This is a genomic window from Paraglaciecola arctica BSs20135, from assembly GCF_000314995.1.
GTDB classification, from domain to species: Bacteria; Pseudomonadota; Gammaproteobacteria; order Enterobacterales; family Alteromonadaceae; genus Paraglaciecola; species Paraglaciecola arctica.
This window is the reverse complement of the sequence record NZ_BAEO01000012.1, coordinates 33,833-50,931: the sequence shown is the minus strand read 5'-3', so window position 1 is coordinate 50,931 and position 17,099 is coordinate 33,833. Positions and strand designations below refer to the sequence as shown.

General features: G+C 40.2%; 16 protein-coding genes. 4 read left to right on the top strand and 12 right to left on the bottom strand.

Translation table 11 applies throughout. From position 1 onward, the window contains the following. The 10 genes from gspL to gspC all read right to left on the bottom strand — a co-directional run bounded on the left by gspL (position 1) and on the right by gspC (position 10,184). Entirely contained in the window at positions 1 to 1,209 is a 1,209-nt protein-coding gene (gspL, locus tag GARC_RS04500) for a type II secretion system protein GspL (RefSeq protein ID WP_007617225.1), read from the bottom strand. A gap of 63 nt (positions 1,210 to 1,272) precedes the next feature. Continuing rightward, on the bottom strand, positions 1,273 to 2,271 hold the full coding sequence (gene gspK / locus GARC_RS04495) for a type II secretion system minor pseudopilin GspK (RefSeq protein WP_007617224.1): 999 nt from the start codon (positions 2,269 to 2,271) through the stop codon (positions 1,273 to 1,275). Further along, entirely contained in the window at positions 2,268 to 2,900 is a 633-nt protein-coding gene (gene gspJ, locus GARC_RS04490; RefSeq protein WP_007617223.1) for a type II secretion system minor pseudopilin GspJ, read from the bottom strand. Before gspJ ends, gspK begins: the two co-directional genes overlap by 4 nt. Before the next feature lie 2 nt (positions 2,901 to 2,902). Next, a complete protein-coding gene (gspI, locus tag GARC_RS04485; RefSeq protein WP_007617222.1) occupies positions 2,903 to 3,301 on the bottom strand; it encodes a type II secretion system minor pseudopilin GspI in 399 nt (132 codons plus the stop codon). Further along, a complete protein-coding gene (gene gspH, locus GARC_RS04480; protein WP_007617221.1) occupies positions 3,291 to 3,917 on the bottom strand; it encodes a type II secretion system minor pseudopilin GspH in 627 nt (208 codons plus the stop codon). The genes gspI and gspH overlap by 11 nt, the downstream gene beginning before the upstream one ends. A 21-nt stretch (positions 3,918 to 3,938) precedes the next feature. Continuing rightward, positions 3,939 to 4,397, bottom strand: coding sequence for a type II secretion system major pseudopilin GspG (gene gspG, locus GARC_RS04475; protein WP_007617220.1), 459 nt, complete (start codon positions 4,395 to 4,397; stop codon positions 3,939 to 3,941). After that, on the bottom strand, positions 4,397 to 5,617 hold the full coding sequence (gene gspF, locus GARC_RS04470; RefSeq protein ID WP_007617219.1) for a type II secretion system inner membrane protein GspF: 1,221 nt from the start codon (positions 5,615 to 5,617) through the stop codon (positions 4,397 to 4,399). The genes gspG and gspF overlap by 1 nt, the downstream gene beginning before the upstream one ends. Continuing rightward, on the bottom strand, positions 5,618 to 7,180 hold the full coding sequence (gene gspE, locus GARC_RS04465) for a type II secretion system ATPase GspE (protein WP_007617218.1): 1,563 nt from the start codon (positions 7,178 to 7,180) through the stop codon (positions 5,618 to 5,620). 2 nt (positions 7,181 to 7,182) lie between these two features. Then, a complete protein-coding gene (gspD, locus tag GARC_RS04460) occupies positions 7,183 to 9,258 on the bottom strand; it encodes a type II secretion system secretin GspD (protein WP_007617217.1) in 2,076 nt (691 codons plus the stop codon). Next, positions 9,255 to 10,184, bottom strand: coding sequence for a type II secretion system protein GspC (gspC, locus tag GARC_RS04455; RefSeq protein WP_039988744.1), 930 nt, complete (start codon positions 10,182 to 10,184; stop codon positions 9,255 to 9,257). Before gspC ends, gspD begins: the two co-directional genes overlap by 4 nt. A gap of 121 nt (positions 10,185 to 10,305) precedes the next feature. Between gspC and hslR the strand changes: the two genes are divergently transcribed. The 3 genes from hslR to GARC_RS04440 all read left to right on the top strand — a co-directional run bounded on the left by hslR (position 10,306) and on the right by GARC_RS04440 (position 12,726). Beyond that, positions 10,306 to 10,704: a ribosome-associated heat shock protein Hsp15 gene (gene hslR, locus GARC_RS04450; protein WP_007617212.1), complete on the top strand. Its 399-nt coding sequence runs from the start codon at positions 10,306 to 10,308 to the stop codon at positions 10,702 to 10,704. 17 nt (positions 10,705 to 10,721) lie between these two features. Further along, on the top strand, positions 10,722 to 11,612 hold the full coding sequence (hslO, locus tag GARC_RS04445) for an Hsp33 family molecular chaperone HslO (RefSeq protein ID WP_007617211.1): 891 nt from the start codon (positions 10,722 to 10,724) through the stop codon (positions 11,610 to 11,612). Between the two features lie 67 nt (positions 11,613 to 11,679). Then, positions 11,680 to 12,726 (top strand): GGDEF domain-containing protein, encoded by a 1,047-nt coding sequence (locus tag GARC_RS04440; RefSeq protein ID WP_007617200.1) that lies wholly within the window; start codon positions 11,680 to 11,682, stop codon positions 12,724 to 12,726. 276 nt (positions 12,727 to 13,002) lie between these two features. Here the strand turns inward: GARC_RS04440 and GARC_RS04435 are convergent, their stop codons facing one another. Then, entirely contained in the window at positions 13,003 to 15,018 is a 2,016-nt protein-coding gene (locus tag GARC_RS04435; protein ID WP_007617199.1) for a methyl-accepting chemotaxis protein, read from the bottom strand. Positions 15,019 to 15,268: 250 nt separating this feature from the next. Here GARC_RS04435 and GARC_RS04430 point away from each other — a divergent pair, with 250 nt between their 5' ends. Then, entirely contained in the window at positions 15,269 to 15,904 is a 636-nt protein-coding gene (locus GARC_RS04430) for a chloramphenicol acetyltransferase (protein ID WP_007617198.1), read from the top strand. A 45-nt stretch (positions 15,905 to 15,949) separates the two neighbouring features. Here the strand turns inward: GARC_RS04430 and GARC_RS04425 are convergent, their stop codons facing one another. Beyond that, positions 15,950 to 17,071, bottom strand: coding sequence for a c-type cytochrome (locus GARC_RS04425; protein WP_007617197.1), 1,122 nt, complete (start codon positions 17,069 to 17,071; stop codon positions 15,950 to 15,952). Positions 17,072 to 17,099 lie beyond the last annotated feature (28 nt).

Here is a 17,099-nt window from a genome sequence, read left to right as displayed (position 1 = left end):
TTAACTCCTAATCGTCAATGTGCCGACTACCTGATTGTCTTTTTGATTAATAGAGCCTTGCTCAACAGTAAACCCTTGAGCTTCTGCTTGGCGTTTAAACTTGTCTAAAGCTCCAAAATTACTGGCTACGGCTTGAATACGCAATTCACCGCGATTACTGTCAAAACGCATAGTTTGTGGTTTAACCTTGGACTCTTCAAATGCCGGTCTTAGTTGACTCAACATAACTAATATTGATGCCCCTGTACCACCTTGTTCTAAGGCTTTCATTTGGCGTTCCATGGTACTTCTAAGATCTCGATAAGTACCTGCATTTGGAAATGCACGTTTATACTCACTGCTAACTTGCGCCTTTAAACTTGATAGTTGCTCATTGAGTTGGCTCTGCTCTAGGCTTTTATCAATTAAACTGATGAATAGTGCAATTACTGCCAACACCGCAGCTAAACGCCATTTTTTCCATTCACCGCCTGCTTTTTTGTTAACTTTGTACTCGCCCTGCAACAAGTTGAATTTTGTTGATTCAGCTCCTTGAGCTAAAACTTTCATTGGCAATTCTAGCGGCATAACAGTTACATCTAGGTTCTCTACATTCGCCAAATCAGCGCCAGAATAATCATTAACCAAAAGTGCTTGTTCGTGCTCTTTAGCATATTGTCGCGCAAGATGATTAATGGCTTGAATTAACCAGTCTCTCTCTCCTTGTAAACCCGCCCAATCATCCTTACGAACCAGCAGTTGTTGACCTAGCTCTAAGATAGACCATGCGTCTTTATCTGCTAATGGCAATGCCAAAACGTCAGGTATGAGTTGGTCACAGGCTAAACCCGCTGCTGCGATTGTGTCTAGCCAACTTTGTAACTTTTCTTTGTTAACAACAGCGACAGCTTGTTTATTGCCATCTTTAGGACCAAGGGCAAAAAATTGTTGCGAAATATCACCACTTATTTCTTCTTCTAGCATAAACGGGATCGCGGCTAATGCTTTGCGCCCAGCTTTAGCAGGTAACTCAACCCACTTGAGTAAAATGTCGCTGGTGGGCACTAAAGCACATATCGGTCTTCTACCGGCTCTGTCTGCTAAAGTAGCTAATTGTGTCGCATCTGGTAACTCACCAGAGGCAATAATTTCGTTTTGTTGGCTAGACCACACAATCCAATGAATAGATTCATCTGGGTTGGCGCCTAGACGCACTACTAACTGTTCCATAAGGTTTATATACCTTGTTAATTGTTATGGATTAAAAATTCATTTTCGTTGAAAACCTGCTTATCAAAAACCGCCAAAATCACGCCTGATGATATTCACATTGTTACTCGAGTCTACCTTAAATAAGGTTTTCATTGAAAAAGTTGCTTCATTGTACTTTGTTTTAGTGTGCAAAATAAAATGTGATGTTTTTACATCAAACCATTTTTTCTGTTCCTCACTAAGTCTAGGCTCTAAGGCTTGGATGCTTGGGTCGTTAAAAAACGCTTCAGTGGTTTGATAACCTTCTGAACCCCGATTGGCAAGTAAAGATTGAGCGTCAGATAAGGGAAGCCCAGTCGCGGCGGCAATAACAGCCGCATTTTCTTCACTCACAGTATTGATATTGATTAAAAATAAACTGTCATTGGGTAATACACACACTAGTTTAAGTAATTCTCTTAGCCAAGAGACTTCAACCCCATGAATTAAGCGTAATTCCGATTTGTGTACCATAAAGTTATTAGCTGCAACATAAGGAAATTGTAGACTTTCGTATTCACTGTCTTCTGCTCCATAGCCCGTTTGTCTGTCATCTTGGTCTAACCAATCGACTAATGAGTCACGGAGTATATCAATATTATAACTTGGAATTGCGGGATCTACATTCTGTAACAAACGTTCGAAAGCTAACATGCGGTCCGGCAACAGCGGCTCTCCTCCGCCTGATGGATTATCTGCGGGCACTCTTAACGCATTAAGGTTAAAGCAGCTTTGCATATCTATTAGTTGTGCTTGAATGCCCCCCCCTTCTATTGGATAGACAAACTCTTGATTCCACGGCTGTTCGAGATGAATGACTTTGCCATCATTAACCATTAGTTGTTTAATGGACTTTCGCGCATATTGCTCAGCCCCCATGGCATACCAATACGCTTGATTGTTTTCCTTTATATTGGATGCGCGTTTAACTTGTAACTGCAAACGACTACCCATTTCTGTGGCGAGCACGCTAACGATAGCCACAATTAATAACACTACTATTAGGGCTACGCCTTGTTGTTTGCTCTTTTGGGGATTCATACGCCGTTTGCCAACATAAATTCGCGGCGAATTTCACCAAAGGTTTTACTTACAAAAGTGATGGAAATCGCTATTGGTAAATCTGCGCTAGAATAGGTTTCTTGCCATTTTTCAGGATCCTCTAGCTGTGTTACATCGGTCAAAAAGGTGACTCTAAAATCCTCTATGTCCGACAATATAATTTTTATTTTAGGCTCGTAACCAATTACATTATCTACATAATTACCGTACAAACGCTGCAGTTGATTTTCCTGTAAACGATAACCAACTGCTTGCAGCGTACTTCGAGGTAACAACATTTGCGGGTTATACCGGCCGACGCGTACAAAACCTAGGCCATCGGCTTCGCTATCAAATACGTCTTCACCACCGGTCGTAACAGCACTAACAAATTCGCCATTAACACGTACTGCGCGAGGCACAATCTGTAAGATATCCCGTTCCATGGTCAGCATCGCCCTTTGTAATTCTTCCAATTTAGCAAAACGTTCAGAAGACAATTGGTCACTATTAATGACTGATGTGAGCACACCTGTACTAGCCAAGCCAATGAGGGTAAATATTGCCATGGCGACCAGGATTTCTATTAGGGTAAAACCGCGGGTGTGATGATTTGGTGAGCGGGTCATGTTTAAGTTTGCTTAGCAATAAAGGTGCTGACTGAGGTTACTGTACCTTGATATTGCTCGTCCAATCCAACAGACACTTCTACTTGTACCATGTCATCGTCGTTGGTTTTATTTACTCGCTGTTGCCAGTACCACTTTCGACCAGCCATTTCTTGCTCACCTTTTTTATTGTTTTTGATAGGCCAAGTGGTATCTATGTGTAATTGAGTGAGGCGATTATTGGCAACCCAAGTCGCAAAAGTAATATCTTCAATTTGGCCAACACCAGTTAGATGATCGCTAGCAGCCTTCATAATAGCGGTGCCTGTTATAGCAAAAATGAACAGCGCTACCATGACTTCAAGTAACGTCATCCCAGACTGATATTTGCGACTTTTTGAATGCAGTGAGTTAGGGCGCATCTAAGGGCCCTTCGGTTGTTAAAGGAGTGCTATCTTGACCATTAACCCGAAAGTAACTTGGTTGCTCATTACTAAACTCTGGTTCGTAAGCTAAAGTGATAGAAAATGGAGTGATTTCACCACTAGAAAAAATAAAAATTTGCGGAGGGTCGAGTTTCTTATCTTCTTCTTTACCTATTTCTACCCCATCATCAGATACTGATAGCCCTTCATCAAACACTTCGCTACTGAAAAGGCTATCTTCAGTTTCCCAGGGTAAGTCGGTTAAAGACAGTTCCAAGTTAAATGATTTTGGTAATTGATGTTCAGCAAAGGTTTTATCAAGCTCAAGTTTTTGCCATTCTTGCTCTTCATCAAGGTACATAAAATAATAGCTGCGATTTTTATCTTCGACTCTTAAACCCAATTGTTTTTGGTTTAGCACCGCGTAATCCGACGCCATATTAAATACCACTTGCAAACGTTGGGTTTGTTTTTTGAGTAAATCCTGACCACTTTCGCCCGAGTAACTGAGCATGACTGTACCTGTTGCCAATCCCATGATTAACAACACCACCATGACTTCAATCAGGGTAAAGCCAGCATGTTTGGCGAAAGGTGTGCGACGAATAGACATCTTAGTTAGCGATCAATTTAACTAGTTTAAGTAATCGTTTATATTCCAGTTACCAATATCGTCCTCGGTGCCTGGTTCGCCATCTGGGCCATTAGAAAAAATGTCAATCCGTCCTAGTTCTCCTGGGCTTATTAATTGGTAAGGATTGTTCCAAGGATCATTGGGTAGGCGGGTGATATAACCGTTTGTTCTGTAGTTGCGTGGAATAGGGTCAACTGTAGGTTCTTTGACTAAGGCTTCTAAACCTTGTTCAGTCGTTGGGAATACATTGTTGCTTAATTTATACTGGGTTAATGCATTTTCTAAACTTTGGATATCAATAGCAGCTGATTTAATTTGCGCTTCTTCTTGGTTGCCCAATATTTGCGGTGCAATCATGCCTGCCATGATACCAATAATCAGTAATACCACCATAACTTCAATGAGAGTAAAGCCTGCGTTACTGCGTTTGTTTTTGTTTAAAGAGTTAAGTTGTTTCATTAGATGTTCACCATAGAGTTTAAAGCTAAAATAGGTTGCAGGATCGCCATTACAATAAATAGCACAACGCTTGCCATAGTCACAATGAGTATAGGTTCGAATATTTTGAGTGACACACCCACCAAAGATTCAAATTGTCTGTCTTGATTATCTGCCGCTCGTGCTAGCATTTGTTGTAATTCACCACTACGTTCACCTGATGCAATCATATGCATCATCATAGGTGGAAACATTTTAGTTTGATCCAGTGATGCTCGCAAACTTGAGCCTTCTTTTACAAAACCTGCAGCTGTGTTGACCGCAGCCCTTATATGTAAGTTCTCAAGTACTTCACTGGCAATACGCATACTTTCTAACAGGGGCACTGCGCTAGAAGTCAATATGCTTAAAGTACGAGCAAATCTAGCGGTATTTATGCCTTTAGATAATTTTCCAAGAATGGGTAAGTCAAGAATAAACTTATGATAGCGTTTTTTCATTGCTGGCTTTTGTAGCATGCTATTGACGATCACAGCGATTGTCATTATCACTACGCCCAGCGCCAACCCATAAGTTCGCAAAAATTCACTGACATCAATTAATATTTGAGTAATGGTAGGTAAGGCTTGTCCCATATTTTGAAACTGCCCAACAATTTTTGGAACCACAACAGTTAATAGTAATATCACTATGGCAAAGGCAAAAAACATCATAATGCTGGGATAAACCATCGCTTGAGTAATTTGGCTTTTAGTTTGCTGACGCTTTTCAGTGTAATCAGCCAAACGGTTAAGCACAGTATCAAGATGCCCCGATTTTTCACCCGCAGCTACCATAGCGCGAAACAAATCATCAAATACGTGGGGGAATTCCGCCATAGCGTCGGCTAAGGTGTGACCTTCAACCACCTTACTGCGCACTGCCCTCATCATATTTTTTTGACGTGGTTTTTCACATTGCTCAGCAACAGCCAGCAAAGCCTCTTCAATAGGTAAGGAAGCTTCAACTAAGGTAGATAATTGCCGTGTAAGTAGTGATAAATCGGCTGCCGATATGCTGTTTTTAAATAAGGTAAAGCCTGCTTGTGACTTGCGTTCTTTCTCAGCCACTTGTTCAACTTGCATGGGTATTAACCCTTTTTCACGCAATTGTTGACGTATTTGCCTAGGGTTATCGCCCTCTAAAACACCACTTTTGTTTTTGCCACTTTTATCCATGGCTTGATATGCATAAGCCGCCATTTAATCTTCCCTTGTGACACGCAACACTTCTTCAAGTGAGGTAATGCCTAACAATACTTTGGCACAACCATCATCACGAATACTCGGTGTATTTTGGCGAATATATTTTTCAATGGCTTGTTCACCGTGACCAGTATGTACCAGTTCTCGTATCCCTTCGTCTACCACTAATAATTCGTGAATACCTGTTCTGCCACGGTAGCCAGTTTGGTTACAAGCGGCGCATCCTTTAGGCGAATGAACCGCGTGGTCAGAAGCATCTGCTGGTTTTATGCCTAAGATTTCGCATTCTTGCTCACTGGGTAAATGTGGCGTTTTACAATCTGGGCATAAAGTACGTACCAAACGTTGCGACAATACTGCTAATAAACTAGAGGATAATAAGAAGGGTTCGATACCCATATCTTCCAAACGGGTGATGGCGCCGGCAGCGGTGTTAGTGTGTAAAGTCGACATCACTAAGTGACCGGTTAAACTGGCTTGTACACTAATTTGAGCTGTCTCTAAATCTCGAATTTCACCCACCATGACAACATCAGGATCTTGACGCAATATTGCTCTTAGGCCCCGAGCAAAGGTCATATCGACTTTGGCGTTAACCTGAGTTTGACCTATGCCTTGCAAGTCAAATTCTATGGGGTCTTCTACTGTTAAAATATTACGGTCTTTGGAATTAATTTCACTTAAGCCCGCATACAAAGTAGTCGATTTACCTGAACCTGTAGGACCTGTAACTAAGATAATGCCATGAGGTTTACGCACTAAAACAGAAAAGAAATCGCGATTAGCTTTAGTCATGCCTAAGTCTTGCAAGTTTAGGCGTACGTTGTTTTTATCGAGTAAACGTAATACCACGCGTTCGCCGTGACTAGAAGGCATAGTGGAGACTCGCACGTCAACCGCACGACCAGCTATACGCAAGGTAATACGACCATCCTGTGGAACACGTTTTTCTGCTATGTCCATTTTCGACATAACTTTGATACGGGACACTAACATCGAAGCCATTTTACGATTGGGACGTAAAATTTCTCGTAATACACCGTCTACTCTAAAACGCACTAAAAGCTGAGTTTCGAAGGTTTCGATATGAATATCTGACGCACCTTCCTTGATGGCTTCACCCAGCATGGCGTTAATAAGTTTGATAATGGGCGCATCATCTTCGCTTTCTAACAGATCTTCGGTGTCGGGCAAGTCTTCGGCAAGGCTAAACAAATCACTTTCGTTGCCTATGTCTTCCATTAACTGCTTGGCTGCCGATGAATCTCGTTGGAAGGCATTAGTTAATATGGATTCGAATTTTTCTAGTTCGATTTCCTTGAGACGAAATTCTGCGCCTAAAAAGCGTCTGACTTCCGCAAACACTTGAAACTTAGTATTTTGGGTATGATACAAAATGGCTGGCTCTTCGCCCGTATCAAGTAATACCTGATGACGCTTAGCAAAACTAAAAGCCAGTTGTTTGTGCTCGGGCTCGTCGATAGGCATATCAAGATCTGTACCTGACTCTAATAATGCCTGCTCTTCGGCATCCGCAGCGCGTAGGTTGGCGGATGACATGACTAGTCCTTATCCTCTGCTTTGTCTTTGTTAAGAAGATATTCTTCATAAGATGGTGGCAGACTTAAAGAGTTATCCCAATCAGGCAAAGATGGGCCTTCGGTAAAGGGCATTAATGGAATACCTTGTGACTGACGTTTTAGTTGCTGAGCACGTATATATTGGTATTTTTTCTGACTAATTTTATTCATAGTCACACCATCACGTATTATGGTAGGACGAATAAATACCATCAAGTTACGTTTGCTTACACTAGTGGATGTCGACTTAAACAAGTGACCAAGGATCGGAATATCTCCTAATAATGGTACTTTAGATACACTTTCTTGTACTGCATCATCGATTAATCCGCCTAGTACAATTGTGCCGCCGTCTTCTACTATGACAGAGGTTTTAATTTCGCGCTTATTGATAATAACGTCAACTGACGTAGCCCCGCTGACGCTAGAGACTTCTTGTTCAATCAGTAATTGAACCGCAGTACCCTCGTTAATTTGTGGGGTTACTTTTAACTTGATTCCCACTTCTTGACGCTCTACAGACTGGAAAGGATTCGAATTACTTGAACTTGTTGTTGAACCAGTAATAATTGGTACTTCTTGGCCCACTATAAAAAAGGCTTCTTCGTTGTCCATAGTTGTCAGATGTGGTGTAGCCAATATATTAGAATTGGTATCGGTACTAACTGCTTGTAAAACTGCTCCCCAACCGTCAGTCACTCCGCCTAACAAGAATCCATTTACCCCGCCAAGCAATGATGCCAGTGTGGTTAAATCCCCGAGTTGAGTTTTTTCAGTGGGTACCACTACTACGTCACCATCATTGGTTGTGGTAATGGTATCTACAATAGTTTTGTCTTGGGCTTGATCGACGCCGACAGCGAGGGAGCCGATGCCTACCACACCATTAGTAAACTGGGTGCCGCCACCTTTTTCATTGGCCCACTGCACACCTAAAGTGGTACCGTCACCTTCAAATACTTCAACAATAATGGCTTCCACTTGCACTTGAGCGCGGCGCACATCCAATTTACGTATCACGTCTTCCAGTGAGCGCATCATATCGGGTTCAGCGGTTATCACTAGTGCGTTTGAATCTTGGTGGGAGTCAATACTGACTTCACGGGATGTGGATTGACGACTTTTAGCTGCGCCTTGTCCATCAGCTTGAATGCTGGCGCTGACGCCTTGCAATACTTTCACTAAATCTTCTGATTTTGCGTAATTTAGAAAAATTACGCGAGTATTACCACTGGTTTCCAGTTCAGAATCCATTCGCTCAATTAAATTAATTAGACGTTTACGGGCTTTTATATCACCACTAACAATGATGCTGTTGGTTCTGTCATCGGCCACCACTCTTGGAGCTGATTTATCTCCGGCGTTGGTTTTGCCTTGAGATTTATTAATACTTTCGATAATACGCACTAGTTCGGTTGAAGAAGCATATTTTAGTTCTACAATTTCGACTTCTTCATCGCCTGCTTGGTCCACACGTTCGATAATTTCAACTAAACGATTAACCACAGCGGCGCGACCAGTAAGCATCATTACGTTTGACGGGTCGTGACTTACTACATTACCACCGCCTGCAGTATCATTAAGCTGACGAAGCAAAGGGGCAAGTTCTCTTACTGGCACGTTATACACAGGCACAACGCGGGTGATCATCTCATCACCATCAAGTAAATTCTCTCCAACCACTGGAATATTCGAGGATTTTGCATCCTTTGAACGTATCACTTTTATCACACCAGTGGACATTTCTATTGCTGAATAACCATAAACTTGCAGTACGTTTAAGAAAAACTGGTAATACTGCTCTTCGTTTAATAAGTCATAACTACGTACGGTAATTTTTCCTCGTACATTAGGATCAACAATGATGGTCTTTTTTAAGTTTTTACCCACTATATTAATAAATTCATCGATTTCAGTGTCTTTAAAATTCGGAGAATAGTCCGCTGCAGCCACTAGGCTAGAAACAGCAAAAAACGCACTGCCAATAACTAGGAGTAATCCTTTTAATACATTGGAGCGTTTGCGAACAGGCAAGCGATTGCGTGACATACAGATCATGTTTCTGGTTCCTCTTCCCCTTGGGGTAGATCAAGGTAAATAGTAATAAGTTCATCTTCGCGTTGTACTGTCATTTGCAAAGATTGCAGTTCTTTGAGCATATTCATTGCTTCTAATGCTTGTTGCATATCGGTTAAATCTAAACCGTTTATATCGGTGATCACATCACCTGGTTTTAGTCCTACGGCTGCAAACAAAGCAGGCTTTTTACCGGGGCTCACCTGATAACCTGACAATTCGCCATTAGGACGGTGTGGTGATACGGAAATGTAATCAACAAAGCTGGCCGGTTGCTGTTGTAAATCCCTACTGGCTTGAATTGCGTCATCAGACAATGTTCGGCGATTTGAGCTCGGGTTGTTCTGTTGCGCACTTTTAACAGGCACTTGTACAACATTTTTCTTATAATCCACACCATCTAACATTAAGGTTTCATGGGAGGCGCCATTTTTGATAATAACTCTGTCAGCATAGACTTCTTTCAAAGAAGCATTAGTACCTTCAATTTTTTCACCAATACCATAAGTTTGTTGTTGCTTATTATTTTCGATTATTGCTGCACCCTGATCTTTTGCAGAGCTGGCAACTACGCCCGTTAAGGTCAAGCTAAGTCGTGTAACTGGCGCATCTGTTATTTCTTCTGTTTCTACAACGGGGGCTGCATCATAATTACCAAATAAATTTAGTCGTTTGATGTCAGCCAAGTTTAACCTGTTATTAGCGTTTTTTTGTATAACAGGTTGGCCACTAGACATATTGGTTATTCTGCTATTGCTAGCTGGTTGTGGCCATAAACGCCACGTCAATTCTGCTGCGTAAGCAAGCAGAAAAATCGCCAATAGCATTACCACCAACAAATTTAATTTTTGTTGGTTTTTGACTAGTTGGAGCCATAATTGATTAGCGGTATGATTAACGACTGTCATTGTCTCTCGGTGGGATGTTTAAATTAAAGCTTAACTTGGCAATGATAACGAGTAGGGACAAGGGCGACAACCTTAATTCTTCTTTCGTTACAAATAAATACAAATTTAAAGAGTCTACCCTATGCAAAAAAATCCTGATAAAAGCAAAAGTATACGCTTAGACAAATGGCTTTGGGCTGCCCGTTTTTATAAAACTCGATCCATGGCCAGAGATGCTGTGCAATCTGGCAAGGTGCAATACAACGGGCAACGCAGTAAACCCGGCAAAATAGTAGAGTTGGGAGCAACTATAAAAGTTCCCCAAGGTTACGATTTAAAAGAGGTGCTTGTAGTGCAGGTAAAAGAACAGCGACTAGGGGCACCACTTGCGCAACTTATGTATGAAGAAACGGCAGCTAGTGAAAGGTTACGTGCAAGCAACGCAGAAGCACGTAAACTAAGTATTTTTCATAGCCCCAGACCTGATCACCGACCAGACAAAAAGCAGCGTCGCCAAATTATTCAATTTAAACAACAATAATTAGTAAGGTAAACAACATGGCATTTGACCAACTTCATCGATATTTATTCAACCAAGGCAACGTCAGAGGCGAGATGGTGCGTTTAGAAAAAAGTTTTCAGGCTATTTTGGATTCTTATCCATATCCGCCTGTTATCCAACAACTTTTAGGTGAATTGATGGCCGCAGCTAGTTTGTTGACCGCCACATTAAAGTTTAAAGGTGATATTGCCATCCAAATTCAAGGAGAAGGCCCTCTTAGCTATGCTGTTATCAACGGCACCCACAATCAGCAATTGCGAGGTGTCGCTCGCTGGGATGAAGCGTTAACTGTATTGCCTACAGACTTCAATGAATTGGTGAAAAAAGGGGTGCTGGTGATCACTATTACGCCAGAAGACGGCGAACGTTATCAAGGCATGGTTGCTTTAGATAAACCTACTTTGGCTCAATGTATTGAAGGTTACTTTGAACAATCTGAACAGCTAGCCACTAAAGTAATATTGCGAACGCAGCTAATAGACAAACAATCTAAAGCCTGTGGCATGTTTTTACAAATAATGCCTACTAGCAGTCAAACAACAGATAAAGCCGACACGGCCTTTGAACATCTCAGTGCTTTAACAGATACCATCAAAAACGAAGAGTTATTCGGGTTATCCGCTGAAGATATTTTGCATCGTTTATACCATCAAGAAGACATTGAGATATACCCAGCGACTAAAGTGGTCTTTAAATGTAATTGCAGCAAGGAACGTAGCGCCGTAGCGCTTTCTGGATTAAGCAAAGAGGAGTTGTTAGACATTGTTGCTAAAGATGGTGATATTAAAATGAATTGCCAATATTGCCACACAGAATATAGCTTTGATGCCATTGATATTGAGAGTATTCATGCTGGCACCTTTAATATCCCTGTTGGGCAGGGGTAGTGGCATATTAATATGTAGTGGTAGCGAATCTTTTATATGTAGCGATAAAACGGTTAAGGAAAGTTAAGTGTTTATTGAAAAAATCAGGTATGCGGTAACGTTAAAGGCCGCGTTTTTAGCTTTTTTCGTAACATCATTAGCCACTATCATCAGGCCGATGATGATAGAGCAAGATATTTTGTTTACCTATATAGGAATATTCAATTCACTTGCAATGGGTTGCGTGTTTGTCTATTTAAAATACACCCAGCCCAAATCTTGGTATCCCATGTTGTTTACGTGTATTGGTTTGTTAGTACTGTCGCCAATTACCTTTGTATCTGGTGGTGTAAACAGTCAATTTGCTTATTTATTTCCTATTACCCCAATGTTTATCGCTTTAGTTAGTAACGCTAAATATACTTGGATGACTGGACTTATTGTTGTCATCTTGGTGTTTTGCCTTTTTATAGGCGTGGGTTTCTTTCCTGACTTTACCTATGAAAATGTTCCCCAGAATAAAACTGCATCAAGAGCTATATGGCTATGCTTGTCTGTATTGTTAAGTACAGCATTAGGCGTACAATTTAATCGAATTTATGGTGCGTTTGGTAACAAGATAAGTGAACAAGCCGAGACTGACCTTTTAACTGGGCTTAAAAATCGCCGCTCTATAATGACCTTTTTACAAACAGTTATTGACCAATCAAGAAATCAAAAAGGCCAATTGTCTTTGATGATGATTGACTTAGACCACTTTAAATCAATAAATGATAGCTATGGTCACCTAGCAGGGGATGTTTGCTTAAAACAGGTTGCAAAATTGATACAACAAAACGTGCGTGATAGTAGTGACATCGCCGGACGGTTTGGTGGCGAGGAGTTTATTGTAGTCATCAAAAATATCGATGCACAAAAAGCACTGGATATTGCCAATAATATTCGTACTAGTATTGAACAAACCTCAGTCTTTATTAATGATGAAATACAATTAACATTAACCGCCACTATAGGAATATGTACAATTAGTAATGAGCAACTCACTTCTATTGAACATTTGGTGGATTTAGCTGACAAAGCTTTGTATGCAGGCAAAAATGAGGGTAGAAACCGTGTTGTGGTTGCTGCTATTTAACCTGAGCTCTGGATAAGCCATACCGTCCAGAACCGCTATTATCATGCCTATCTTCGTTGAACTTGCTCACAATAGCGGGCTATTCCTTCACAAGCTCGCCTTGATAAACGTAATAATAGCAGCACTGGATGTGCTCCATGTCTTGGCAATGTAATTACAATTTTCTAACATACTGTTTTTATTGAAATTACTTAAAAGGAAGCGGCACGCCTTAACCAGAATTCAGGTTATTTGGCTCCTTCAATTTTTTTTCATCAATAATAACTGCTTCGCTGTTTAGTTTAGTTTAAAGGCTTTTACTTGTTCAGAAAGATCTACAGCCAAGTTAGCTAGTTCGTTACTCGCGGTGTTTATTTCTTTGGCACTTTCACCTGTTTCCATAGAAATTAAGCTAATATTTGACGCCTGTTGGCTAATCTCTCTTGCTACCGTGCTTTGCTGTTGTGTTGCAGTTGAAATCTGAATATTCATATCTGAAATCATCGATACTGTTTCCTGTATTTTAGCCAACACTTCAGTTACTTCGTGGGTTTTTTCTACAATACTTTCCGCTTGATCCGCCCCTTTGTTCATAGACTCCGTCGCCGCTGACACTTTGGATTCCAGAGCTTGGATCATATTCTCAATTTCGATTGTTGATTTTTGTGTATTTTGTGACAATGTTCTAACTTCATCAGCCACAACGGCAAATCCACGGCCTTGTTCCCCAGCTCTTGCTGCTTCAATTGCCGCATTTAGTGCCAATAAATTTGTTTGGTCAGCAATGCCTTTGATAACCACTAAAATATTAGCAATATTTGTAGTGCCGTCTTGTACATCGGTAATAAGTGCTTGTGATAATTTCATCACAGATGATAAATCAATAATTCCGTCAATAGTGCGTTGAACGGCAAGACTACCCTTATCGACTAACGTTTTAGATTCATTTGCCGCACCAGAAGCTTCATTTGTATTGTTTGTTACTTCATCAACAGAAGCACTCATTTCAGCAATAGCCGCGGCCACTTGATCCGTTGCTTTATGTTGCCGAATAACATTTTTATTGGTTACTTCGGTAATAGCTGAAAGCTCTTCGGAGGCTGTCGCTTGTTGTTCGGATGACTTACCAATGTGTTCGATCATATCGCGTAATTTTATAATCATCTCTGACATCGAACGTTGCAACATACCTAACTCATTATGTTGGTCAATTTTAACTTGTACCGTTAAATCACCGGCTGCAATACGGTGTACGTCTTGCGCAACTTGTACTATAGGTGCACTAATATTTTTAGAAATTAATAGAGAAATAACATAAACAAGCCCAGTCACTATTAGCATAGTAATAATTGAAAGTTGGATTAAAGTGCCACTTGTTTCAAATGCTTCGGCTTCATCTATTTCTGCAATCATGGCCCACTTAAAATCTCCCACGTCTATTGTGGTATAAGCTGACAGCACAGGATTTCCATTGTAATCAATGATGATTTCACTGTTTGTTTTCCCCATAAATGCTTCACTAACTGCTTTTGTATCAACCCCATTTTCTTTCACATTACCAGCAAAAGAGGCGATGACCGAATGTCCTTTGGGATCTAAATACGAATCTGAACGCATTAATTTATCATGGCCAACTAAATAGGTTTCACCCGTTTCTCCCATTCCATCTCGTTGCTGCATAATTTTATTGACCTTGTCTAAAGGAAATTGTAATGCGATATAACCCATTTGAGAGTCTAGCTTTAACATTATAAAAGCAGCGGGTTCATTATTTGACGGTGGATAGGGTTTAAAGTCGCTGATAACGGTTGTATCGGAGTTGCTGGTTTTTGCTAATTGAAAGCCTACACCAATACTTGTGTTTGCTAAGTTAGAATTTGGGATATTCATCCCTAAATCAGATTCTTTTGCTGCGGTGTAAATAATGTCTCCATTATTATTAATTAAAAACAAGTCGTACCAACCGTTTATTTGGTTAATTTGTTTTAACCGGCTGTCATATTTTGTCTCTGCAGATTTCCATCCATCATCTTGAATTTTGGCGCCGCTGAATGCCGCATCAAACTTAGTAAATCCTTCTATTAAATACGGATCATTTTTAATAACCAATAAGCTCGCTTTTAGGGCGTCAAGATAATTATTCAGCTGCGCTTTTTTTACTGAACGCATAGACTCTAACTGATTAAAGGCCATTGATTTAATTGAGTTGCTTGCGGTATTAATACTTAAAAAAGCAAAAATGAATAGCGGAATTAAAGCCATTGATAAAAATGCTACGGTAAGTTTTTGGTTTATTTTTTTAAAATGAATCATAACTGGCCTCGTTTCACTTTAATTAAAACGTTTGATAAAAAAGATAATGAGTCTTCAATATTCATCTTAATTTTTGGTAATGTTTTGTATTAAATATAGTCGTAACTTCAGTACTATATATAAAAATCGAGAGCAAACAATGAAACTTTAGTCTTAGTACAAACCTTAGGGAGATTTATTTTTAGACTAATGTGAACAACGATTAAAAACAGGTTAATATATTTGTAATCCCATTACACTATTGAATCATATGAAGAAAATTGAACTCAGTAGCTGGCATAGAAAAGAACATTTTGAATTTTATACTAGCTTTAAACAACCATTCTTCAATGTGTGTGGGACAGTTGATGTCACTAAACCCCTTAATTATTGTAAAGAAAATCAGCTATCTTTCTTTATCTGTTCTTTGTTTCTGCTCGGATACACAGCAAATCAAATAGAACCATTTAGGTTGCGCATTAACAACAATGAAGTCGATATTCATGATGAATTGGAAATAAGTTGTACTGTGTTAAACAATGACGAAAGTTTTAGTTTTTGTGAATTTGGTGGGTGTAAAAACTTTGATATATTTTATCAGCGAGCTACCCAACAATTAGCCCAAGTAAAAAACGGTTATAAGTCTTTAACGTCGTCAAATAACATAGACAATAAAATTTTCTGTTCGGTGTTACCTTGGTTACATTTTACCAGCTTTTCTCATGCTCAAAAGCAAGATGAACATGACTCAGTACCAAGAATAGTGATGGGAAAATACAAAAAGAACCACAACGAAATAGCCATGCCTGTATCTGTAGAGGTCCACCATGCATTAGTTGACGGTTTACATGTAGGACAATACTTCGAAAAATTACAACAGAACTTTGATGATTTTTTTGATCAGTAAATTATTATTTGAATCCAAGAGTTTAAAAAATCGATTAACTTGTTTTTAGTGCTGTGGCTCTTCTTTTTCCTCATCCTCATCAACTATACTTTCTGCACGCATCACTGGGTAACCAAAGTTCATCCAACCAAAAATCCCTTCATATAATACAGCGGTTTTGTTGTAGCCAAGCTCTCTGAGCTGCTTAATGACGTATTCTGTCGCCGCTCTTGGGCAAGAGCAATAACCGACAATTTGTACATCTTTAGGTAAGTCTACTAAGTGCCCTTCTAGTTCGGTGTAATAAGGAAAGGGTATCGCGCCTTTAATATGAGCTCTTTGCCACACTGAGGCTACTCTAGTATCTAGCAATACCATTTTCTTTTTATCTTGAATGGCTTGATATAAATCTTTAGAAGAAACATAGATACCTTGGTCTAACGTAAAATTAGGATTGTCATTTTCAGGGTTGAGTACGTATTGGTCAGGAGTGGGTAATGCACTTAGCACGACTTTTTCGGCTTTCCATCCACTTGCTCTGCTGCGGATAAAAGCGGTAACGTTATCGATATCGGCCGAGGACAGTTGCTCTTCAAAAGCAGGCATAGGTGTATCTTGTCGGCCGTGTTCAATGGCATAGCGAATAAACTCATCTTTGTTGTGGGCTAACGCCGATTGATTGCCTAAAGCCGGTGCATTGACACCTTCACCGTTAACACCGTGGCAAGTTGCGCAATTTTCTTGATATACCTCTGCACCTCTTACTTTATCCCCATCTACGGGATTTTCGGATAACTTTACGCGCTGGGCGCCAGATTGCCAGAATAGCCAATAGGTCAAATCCCAGACTTCATCGAGTGTCATTGGTCCGCCCATTTCATCAAGGTAACCGCCCATGGCTGTGCCTTCTCGGCCATAGGAAATAGGACGTAATATTGAATGGGGTACGCCGGATTCAAATAAACTTTTAGCACGCAGTGATGGCGCGTGGTCATTTTTGTGTCCTTCGCGGTTTTCTCCGTGACATAAAACACAATATTTTTGATAATTAGACGCTGCAGTTGAGGCTTGTTCTAAGGTGAGTTCTCTAGGAGGGTCTTGTTTTTCATAGACTTTTTTTGCAAAAGCCATATTAGTTAACATTAAGTAGGTTAATGTTATAGCAAATAATTTAAGTAGTTTGCTCATCGTAAAAGTCCTTTAACGAATGAGTTAG